The sequence below is a fragment of the Streptomyces sp. NPDC060035 genome (genome assembly GCF_042736635.1).
GTDB lineage: Bacteria > Actinomycetota > Actinomycetes > Streptomycetales > Streptomycetaceae > Streptomyces.
Genome location: NZ_JBHWVO010000060.1, coordinates 1 through 8,079 on the forward strand (window position 1 = coordinate 1; position 8,079 = coordinate 8,079).

Consider the following 8,079-nt stretch of genomic DNA (forward strand, 5'->3'; position numbering starts at 1 on the left):
GTCCCTCTTTCATCCCCGCCAAATCCCCCCCCCAAACCGCCCCGCCCCCGCGGGGGGGCCCGGACCACTCCCCCCCCGCCCGGGTGGGCGGCCCCCCCCCGGGGGGGCCCCCCCCCCTCTCCCGTCCTGCGGACAGGCCGTGTCCTCGGTCAACGGATACTCCGCCCCGTTGACCGGGGCCGCCCTCACGCGTCGCGCACGCCCGTGATCACTTCCGCCGCCGCGACCCCGCACACCCGTGCCGCCCCATGGGTGGCGATGTACAGAGCCCCCCTCGGGGGCGCCTCCGGGAGGCCCATCTCGACGACGACGGTGTCGGGACGTGCCGCCACCAGGGCGTCGAGCGCCGCCCCCATCCAGGCATGGCGGTGCGCATCACGGACGACCGCCACGATGCGCCGCTCCCCCGCCGCATCCAGTACCTGATCCGCGGGCGCCTGCGTCCCGTCGCTGTATGTGTCCGTCCCGGTCCCGGGCAGCACCCGGGCCAGCTCGGCAGCGACGCCCCACGGGGTCTCGTCGCCGACCGCGATGTTCGCGACCGGGGTGAACGCGGCAACGTACGCGGGCCCGGCCAGTGGTCCGGTGCTGCCGGTGACCTTCACGGCACGGCGGGCCGCGACGAGCCCGATGCCGGGGTCGGCTCCGGTGCCGGGCGCGGTCCCCTCCTGCATGTCCGCGCCCGGCTCCGAGGCAGCCCCCCTGGCCCGCTGCGTCCAGGACGCGAGGGCCCGTACTCGTGCGGCGGCGTCGGCCAGCCGTTCCTCGGGAAGTTCGCCGCTCCGTACCGCTGCCACCAGGGCATCGCGCAGCCGCAGCACGGTGTCCTCGTCCGCCAGCCCGCCTCCGACACAGATGGCGTCGGCGCCGGCGGCTATGGCGAGGACGGAGCCGCGCTCGATGCCGTACGTACCGGCGATGGCATCCATCTCCATACCGTCGGTGACGATCAGCCCGTCGTAGCCCAGTTCCTGGCGCAGCAGACCGGTGAGGATCTGCGGGCTCAGCGTCGCCGGGCGGTTCGGGTCGAGCGCGGGAAGCAGGATATGTGCGCTCATCACGGATTTGGAACCCGCTGCGATGGCCGCTCTGAAAGGCACCAGCTCACGGGCGTGCAGCGTGTCCAGATCCACATCGATGCGGGGCATCGCGTGGTGCGAGTCGACCGCCGTGTCGCCGTGTCCGGGGAAGTGCTTGGTGCAGGCAGCCACCCCGGCGGCCTGCAGACCCTCGACGTACGCCGCGGTGTGCCGGGCGACCAGGGCGGTGTCGGCGCCGAAGGACCGGACGCCGATGACCGGATTACCGGGGTTGGAGTTGACGTCCGCGGACGGGGCCCAGTTGAGGTTGACGCCGCACTCGGCCAGCCGGCGGCCGAGTTCCCGGGCCACTGCCCGGGTCAGGTCCACGTCGTCGACGGAGCCGAGGGCGAGGTTGCCGGGGAAGGACGACCCGTTGCGGACCTCGAGCCGGGTGACGTCGCCGCCCTCCTCGTCGATCGCGACGAGCACGTCGTCCCGCTCGGCCCGCAGCTGCGCGGTGAGCACGGCGAGCTGTGCGGGCGATTCGATGTTCCGGCCGAACAGCCCGACGGAGGCCAGGCCTTCGCCGACTCTGCGCCGCAGCCAGTCGGGAGCGGTGGTGCCGGTGAACCCGGGCTGCAGCACGGCGAGGGCATCGCGCGTGACGGTGTCCGTGGTGGATACGAGGGTGGTCATGGCAGCCGTGTTATCCCTTCACTGCGCCGTCGGTCAGACCGCTGACAGCCCTGCGCTGCAGGAAGACGAAGAGGACGAGGATCGGAATGGCGAAGATCGAGGACGCGGCCATCGTGGCGCCCCAGTCGTCGCCGAACTGGGTCCGGAACTGCGACAGCCACAGCGGCAGGGTCTGGGACTCCGCCTGCTTGTTCAGGACCAGCACCAGCGGGAACTCGTTCCACGCGGTGATGAAGCCGAACATCGAGGTGGACATCAGACCGGGCGCGAGCAGCGGCAGGATCACCTTGACGAACGCCTGGGGGCGGGTGCAGCCGTCCACCATGGCCGACTCCTCCAGCTCCTTGGGCACCGCCGCGACGAAGCTGCGGAGCGTCAGGAGGGTGAAGGGCAGCACCATCACCATGTAGAAGAGCGTCAGCGGGATCAGGCTGTTGAGCATGTCCGAGTCGCGCACGATGAAGTAGATCGCGATGACCATGACTTCCCAGGGCGCCATCTGGGCGACCATGAAGCCCACGATGAAGCCCTTGCGCCCCTTGAAGCGCATCCGGGCCAGGGCGAACGAGCCGGCCAGCGCCAGGACGAGGGAGAGGATCACGGCGAGGAGGGTGACCGTGAGCGAGTTCCGGACCATCGTCCAGAAGTTCTCGGCCGCGACGGCGGTCTGGAAGTGCTCGAACGTGATGTTCGTAGGGAACCAGACCGGGTCGTCCGCGACGATGTCCGGCGTCGGCTTGAAGGCCGTCGCGAACATCCAGTACACGGGGAAGACGAAGCCGATGACCAGCAGGACTGCCGTGGCGTTGGGCCAGATGCGGCTGAACCGTGACGAAGCCGAGCGCTTCACAGCTCGTCCTCCTCTTGCTTGAGAACGATCCGGAGGTACGACGAGGTCAGCAGGAGCAGGATCACGATGGTGAGCATCGCGATCGCCGATCCCATCCCGTAGTGCTGGTTCCCGACACCTTCGATGTAGGCGTAGACCGGCAGGATCTCGGTGAGCCGGTTCGGACCGCCCTGGTTGATCGCGAAGACCTGGACGAAGGCCTTGAAGATCCAGATGATCTCGAGGAAGGTCGTCGCGAAGAGGAAGGGCCTGAGGAACGGCAGGGTGACCGAGGTGAAGCTCTTCCACGGGCCGGCGCCGTCGAGCGCGGCGGCCTCGTAGAGCTCCTTGGAGATGGTCGTCGTCGCGGCGTACAGGTTGATGGCGACGAACGGGATCGACATCCAGACCAGGAGCACGGTGATGACGAAGAACGTGGAGAACTGGCCGCCGGTCCAGTTGTAGTCGGCCATCGAGTGGAAGCCGATCTTGTCCAGCACCCAGTTCACGACACCGAACCGGGAGGCGAAGAGCCACTGGTAGACGGTGGTCGAGGCGACGACGGGCATGGCCCAGGCGAGGACCAGGCCGATGAGGAGCGCGATGCGCATCCGCTTGCCGAGGCGGGCCAGCAGGAGCCCGACCAGGGTGCCGAGGACCATGGTCAGGACGACATTGACGCCGGTGAAGACGATCGACCGGACGGTGACGTTCCAGAATTCCTCGCTGCCGAGGATCTCCGTGTAGTTGTCGACCCCGTTCCACTCGGTGAGGTGCTGGATCAGCTGCCTCATGTTGAGGTTCTGGAACGACAGCAGGGTGTTCTTGACGAGGGGCCAGCCGAGGAACACCAGGGTCACGGCCACCGGGGGGATCAGCAGCAGGTACGGGGCCATCGCGGTGGATCTGCCGCGGGCCACGGGCTTGCCCGGCGCTGCGCCGGTCCCCTTCACTACGTCCGTCGGACCTGAAGGCGGCCGTTCGGTCTGCACGGTCATGCTCGCCATCTCTTTCTCGGCACCATGGGACACAACCGGGGGCCGGACTCCGCCATGGAGTCCGCCCCCCGGTGATTCGGCCTTACTGCTTCTGCGCGAGGCGCTTGTTGAACTCTGCCTCGACCTGCTTGGCAGCCTCGGCGTTCGACTTGCCGCTCAGGACCGCCGTCATGAAGGTCTTGATCGGGTTCGGGGCGTTCTCGACCGCGGCCCACTCGGGGATCAGCGGCGTGGTGCCGCCGACCTTGGCGGACGGCGCGGCAGCCTCGGCGACCGGGTTGCCCGTCAGGTTCGAGTTCAGCGACTCCTTGTTCGGGATGACGCCGTTCAGCTTGGCGAGCTGGCCCTCGAACTGGTCGGAGAGCGCGAGCTTGAGGAACTCCTTGGCGAGCTCCTGCTTCGTGCTGCCCTCGGCGACGGCGAGGTTGGAGCCACCGAGGAAGACACCCTCGGGCTTCTCGGCGCTCTCACCGGGGATGGTGAAGTAGCCGATCTCCTTCTCGATGGCCGGGTTGGCCTTGATCGCCGTGCCGGCTTCCCAGCCCATGCCGATGAAGGCGCCGGTCTTGCCCTTGGCGAAGACGTCGGCCTGCTGCGGCGTCGCCTCGTCCTTGTCCTTGGGGGCCGTGGAGTAGGACTGGTACTTCTTGTACAGGTCCATCGCCTCGCCGATCTTCGGGTCGGCGAGGTTGGAGACCCACTTGTCCCCGTCCTTCTTGACGAGGTCCGCACCCTTACCGATGGTGAGGCCGTCGAAGAAGTACCAGTTCTGGCCGGGCAGGTAGAGCGGCTCGGCCTTGCCCTTGGCCTTGATCTTGTCCAGTGCGGCGAAGAACTCGTCACGGGTCTTGGGGACCGCGGTGACACCCGCCTCCGCGAAGACCGACTTGTTGTAGAGGACCACCCGGTTGGCGAAGTACCACGGGGCGGCGTACTGCTTGCCGTCGACGACCGCGGCCTCGTTCAGGTTGGCGGCCCAGTCGCTGCCGATCGCCGTCTTGAGGTCACCGAGGTCGGCGAGGCCACCCGTCTTGGCGTACGCCGCGGTCTGGGTGTTGCCGATCTCGAAAACGTCCGGCGGGTTCTCCTCGGACAGGGCGGTCGTCAGCTTCTGCTGAATGCCGTTCCACTGCTGGACCTCGAACTTGACCTTCGCGCCGGTCTTCTTCTCGAACTCGGCGGAGAGGTCCTTCTGCCACTGGTCCGGCGTCGAGCCGTCCATGGCCCAGACGGTCAGGGTCTGACCCTTGTAACTTTCGGGACCGGCCTTCTTGCCGCTGTCGCTGCCGCCGTCGTCGGAGCCACACGCTGCCATGCTGACCATCATGCCCGCGACGCCGATCGCCGCGATGAGCTTGCGCTTCACGCCAAACCCTCCTCAGGGTGCTGCAACCCCCCGCCCACCGCGAAGACACCGACGAGTAGTACTGCTGGGGCTGGGACCTGGTCTTTAATGGTTTAGACCAGTACCGGGAGCTTGGCCTAGACCTTTAGGGGTGTCAAGGGTGTATAAGAAGTGCACTCGCGTCCGTTATAGGACCGACACCTAAAGGAGGGCGACGACCCGTGACCGGACCGTGCCACCATGTGAGCCGCGACAGACGGAGGAGCCGGTGACGGCAGCAACACAGCAGTCGGGAAGGCGGGCCATGGGTGCCGACGGGGCCAGCGGTACGAGCGAGACCGGCGTGGGTACGCGAACGGCGCGCGTCCCGAAGTACTACCGGCTCAAGCGCCATCTGCTCGACATGACAGACACCCTGCCGCCCGGCACCCCGGTGCCGCCCGAACGGACTCTGGCAGCCGAGTTCGACACCTCGCGCACCACCGTGCGCCAGGCCCTCCAGGAACTGGTCGTCGAGGGCCGTCTGGAGCGCATCCAGGGCAAGGGCACCTTCGTCGCGAAGCCGAAGGTCTCCCAGGCACTGCAGCTCACCTCGTACACCGAGGACATGCGCGCCCAGGGCCTGGAGCCCACGTCCCAACTGCTGGACATCGGTTACGTCACGGCGGACGACTCGCTCGCCGAACTGCTCGACATCACGGCGGGCGGGCGGGTGCTGCGCATCGAGCGGCTCCGGCTCGCCAGCGGTGAGCCCATGGCCATCGAGACCACCCACCTTTCGGCCAAACGCTTTCCCGCGCTCCGCCGTTCACTGGTGAAGTACACCTCGCTCTACACCGCCCTGGCCGAGGTGTACGACGTCCGTCTCGCCGAGGCGGAAGAGACCATCGAGACCTCTCTGGCCACCCCCCGCGAGGCGGGGTTGCTCGGTACGGACGTCGGTCTGCCGATGCTCATGCTGTCCCGGCATTCGATCGACGGGCACGGCGAACCGGTGGAGTGGGTGCGCTCGGTGTACCGCGGCGACCGGTACAAGTTCGTGGCCCGTCTGAAGCGGCCCACCGACTGAGAAAAACTCCGAAATGACTGATCCCCCTGCAGATGCAGGGGGATCAGTCATTTCGGGCGACGCCGGACCGTTGCACGACCGCAATGCGGACGGGGGTGACTGTTGCCGGAACACTCGCCTAGATTTCGTGCGCATTACAACAGGTGATCAGCGAGGGGACGGAGTCGCCACATGCCAGAAGATAATGACGTGAAACCACCAACAGTGACACCCACCAGGGTGGTCATCGCCCTTTGTCTGATCGCGCCGTTCGTGGCGATGCTCTGGGTGAGCTCGTACGCGAAGGTCGAACCGACCTTCATCGGCGTCCCGTTCTTCTACTGGTACCAAATGCTCTGGGTGTTCGTCTCGGCCGCTCTCACGATGACCGCGTACAAGCTGTGGCAGCGTGACCAGCGCGCCCGCAAGGGGGGTGCGTCAGTATGAAGGACGGCGTGAACGGCGTAGCACTCGCCGTATTCATATTCTTCTTCCTGGCCGTCACGGTCATCGGGTTCATGGCCGCGCGCTGGCGCAAGGCCGAGAACGAGGCGAGCCTCGACGAATGGGGCCTGGGCGGACGGTCGTTCGGCACCTGGGTCACCTGGTTCCTGCTCGGCGGTGACCTCTACACGGCGTACACCTTCGTCGCGGTCCCCGCGGCGATCTATGCGGCGGGCGCGGCCGGCTTCTTCGCCGTCCCGTACACGATCCTCGTCTACCCGCTGATCTTCACCTTCCTGCCGCGGCTCTGGTCGGTCTCGCACAAGCACGGCTACGTGACCACCTCGGACTTCGTCCGCGGACGCTTCGGCTCGAAGGGGCTGTCGCTCGCGGTCGCCGTCACCGGCATTCTCGCCACGATGCCCTACATCGCCCTCCAGCTCGTCGGCATCCAGGCCGTGCTGGACGTCATGGGCGTCGGCGGCGGCGAGAACACGCACTGGTTCATCAAGGACCTGCCGCTGCTGATCGCGTTCGCCGTACTCGCCGCGTACACCTACTCGTCGGGGCTGCGCGCGCCCGCGCTGATCGCGTTCGTCAAGGACGGCCTGATCTATCTGGTGATCGCGGTGGCGATCATCTACATCCCGATCAAGCTCGGCGGATTCGACGACATCTTCGCCAAGGCGGGCGACGCGTTCGCCCAGACGAACGAGGCGACAGGGAAGCCGCGTGGTGCGCTCGTGCCCGGCGACATGGGCCAATGGGGTTATGCCACGCTGGCCCTGGGCTCGGCGCTGGCGCTCTTCATGTACCCGCACTCGATCACGGCGACGCTCTCCAGCCGCAGCCGTGAGGTGATCCGGCGCAACACCACGATACTTCCGCTGTATTCGCTGATGCTCGGCCTGCTGGCCCTGCTCGGCTTCATGGCGATCGCCGCCGGAGTGAAGGTGGACAACGGCCAGCTGGCCATTCCGCAGCTGTTCGAGAACATGTTCCCCGACTGGTTCGCCGGTGTGGCCTTCGCCGCGATCGGTATCGGTGCGCTCGTGCCCGCAGCGATCATGTCGATCGCCGCAGCGAACCTCTTCACGCGCAATATCTACAAGGACTTCATCAAACCCGATGCGACCCCGGCCCAGGAGACCAAGGTCTCCAAGCTGGTCTCGCTCCTGGTCAAGGTCGGCGCGCTCGCCTTCGTCCTCACCATGGACAAGACGGTCGCGATCAACTTCCAGCTGCTCGGCGGGATCTGGATCCTCCAGACGATGCCGGCCCTGGTGGGCGGCCTGTTCACCCGGTGGTTCCATCGCTGGGCCCTGATCGCGGGCTGGGCGGTCGGCATGATCTACGGCACGGTTGCCGCGTACGGCGTCGCAAGCCCGACCCAGAAGCACTTCGGCGGGTCGTCGAAGGAGATCCCGGGCATCGGCGAGATCGGCTACATCGGGCTGACCGCGTTCGTGCTGAATGTGGTCGTGGTGGTGGTACTGACCTTCGTCCTGAACGCGCTGAAGGCACCGGCCGGAATCGACGAGACCTCCCCGTCCGACTACACGGCGGACTCGGGCGACCCGGGCGTCAAGGCGGAACTCCCGCCGGTCACCGTGGGCGCCCCGGGCGGCGGTCACTGACCCTCGCCCCTCGAGAACGGTTCCGGAGCGGGCCGCCGCGTCCCCAGGGGCGCGGCGGCC

7 protein-coding genes are annotated in these 8,079 nt (G+C 67.4%); 3 read left to right on the forward strand and 4 right to left on the reverse strand.

What is annotated here, in order from left to right; genetic code table 11:
* Window positions 1-185: 185 nt before the first annotated feature.
* From ACFWBQ_RS37940 to ACFWBQ_RS37955, 4 genes are all read right to left on the reverse strand, one after another.
* Window positions 186-1,718, reverse strand: a complete 1,533-nt coding sequence (locus ACFWBQ_RS37940) for a glycoside hydrolase family 3 protein (protein WP_385508518.1) — start codon at window positions 1,716-1,718, stop codon at window positions 186-188.
* 10 nt (window positions 1,719-1,728) lie between these two features.
* Window positions 1,729-2,568 (reverse strand): carbohydrate ABC transporter permease, encoded by an 840-nt coding sequence (locus ACFWBQ_RS37945; RefSeq protein ID WP_385508520.1) that lies wholly within the window; start codon window positions 2,566-2,568, stop codon window positions 1,729-1,731.
* Window positions 2,565-3,545, reverse strand: coding sequence for a carbohydrate ABC transporter permease (locus tag ACFWBQ_RS37950; protein WP_385508523.1), 981 nt, complete (start codon window positions 3,543-3,545; stop codon window positions 2,565-2,567). The genes ACFWBQ_RS37945 and ACFWBQ_RS37950 overlap by 4 nt, the downstream gene beginning before the upstream one ends.
* An 82-nt stretch (window positions 3,546-3,627) precedes the next feature.
* A complete protein-coding gene (locus ACFWBQ_RS37955) occupies window positions 3,628-4,911 on the reverse strand; it encodes an extracellular solute-binding protein (RefSeq protein ID WP_385508525.1) in 1,284 nt (427 codons plus the stop codon).
* Window positions 4,912-5,194: 283 nt separating this feature from the next.
* Here ACFWBQ_RS37955 and ACFWBQ_RS37960 point away from each other — a divergent pair, with 283 nt between their 5' ends.
* The 3 genes from ACFWBQ_RS37960 (at window position 5,195) to mctP (ending at window position 8,019) form a co-directional block, all read left to right on the forward strand.
* On the forward strand, window positions 5,195-5,959 hold the full coding sequence (locus tag ACFWBQ_RS37960) for a GntR family transcriptional regulator (RefSeq protein ID WP_385508533.1): 765 nt from the start codon (window positions 5,195-5,197) through the stop codon (window positions 5,957-5,959).
* Between the two features lie 171 nt (window positions 5,960-6,130).
* Window positions 6,131-6,385 (forward strand): DUF3311 domain-containing protein, encoded by a 255-nt coding sequence (locus ACFWBQ_RS37965; RefSeq protein ID WP_385508528.1) that lies wholly within the window; start codon window positions 6,131-6,133, stop codon window positions 6,383-6,385.
* Entirely contained in the window at window positions 6,382-8,019 is a 1,638-nt protein-coding gene (gene mctP, locus ACFWBQ_RS37970; protein ID WP_385508530.1) for a monocarboxylate uptake permease MctP, read from the forward strand. Before ACFWBQ_RS37965 ends, mctP begins: the two co-directional genes overlap by 4 nt.
* The last annotated feature ends 60 nt before the right edge of the window (window positions 8,020-8,079 follow it).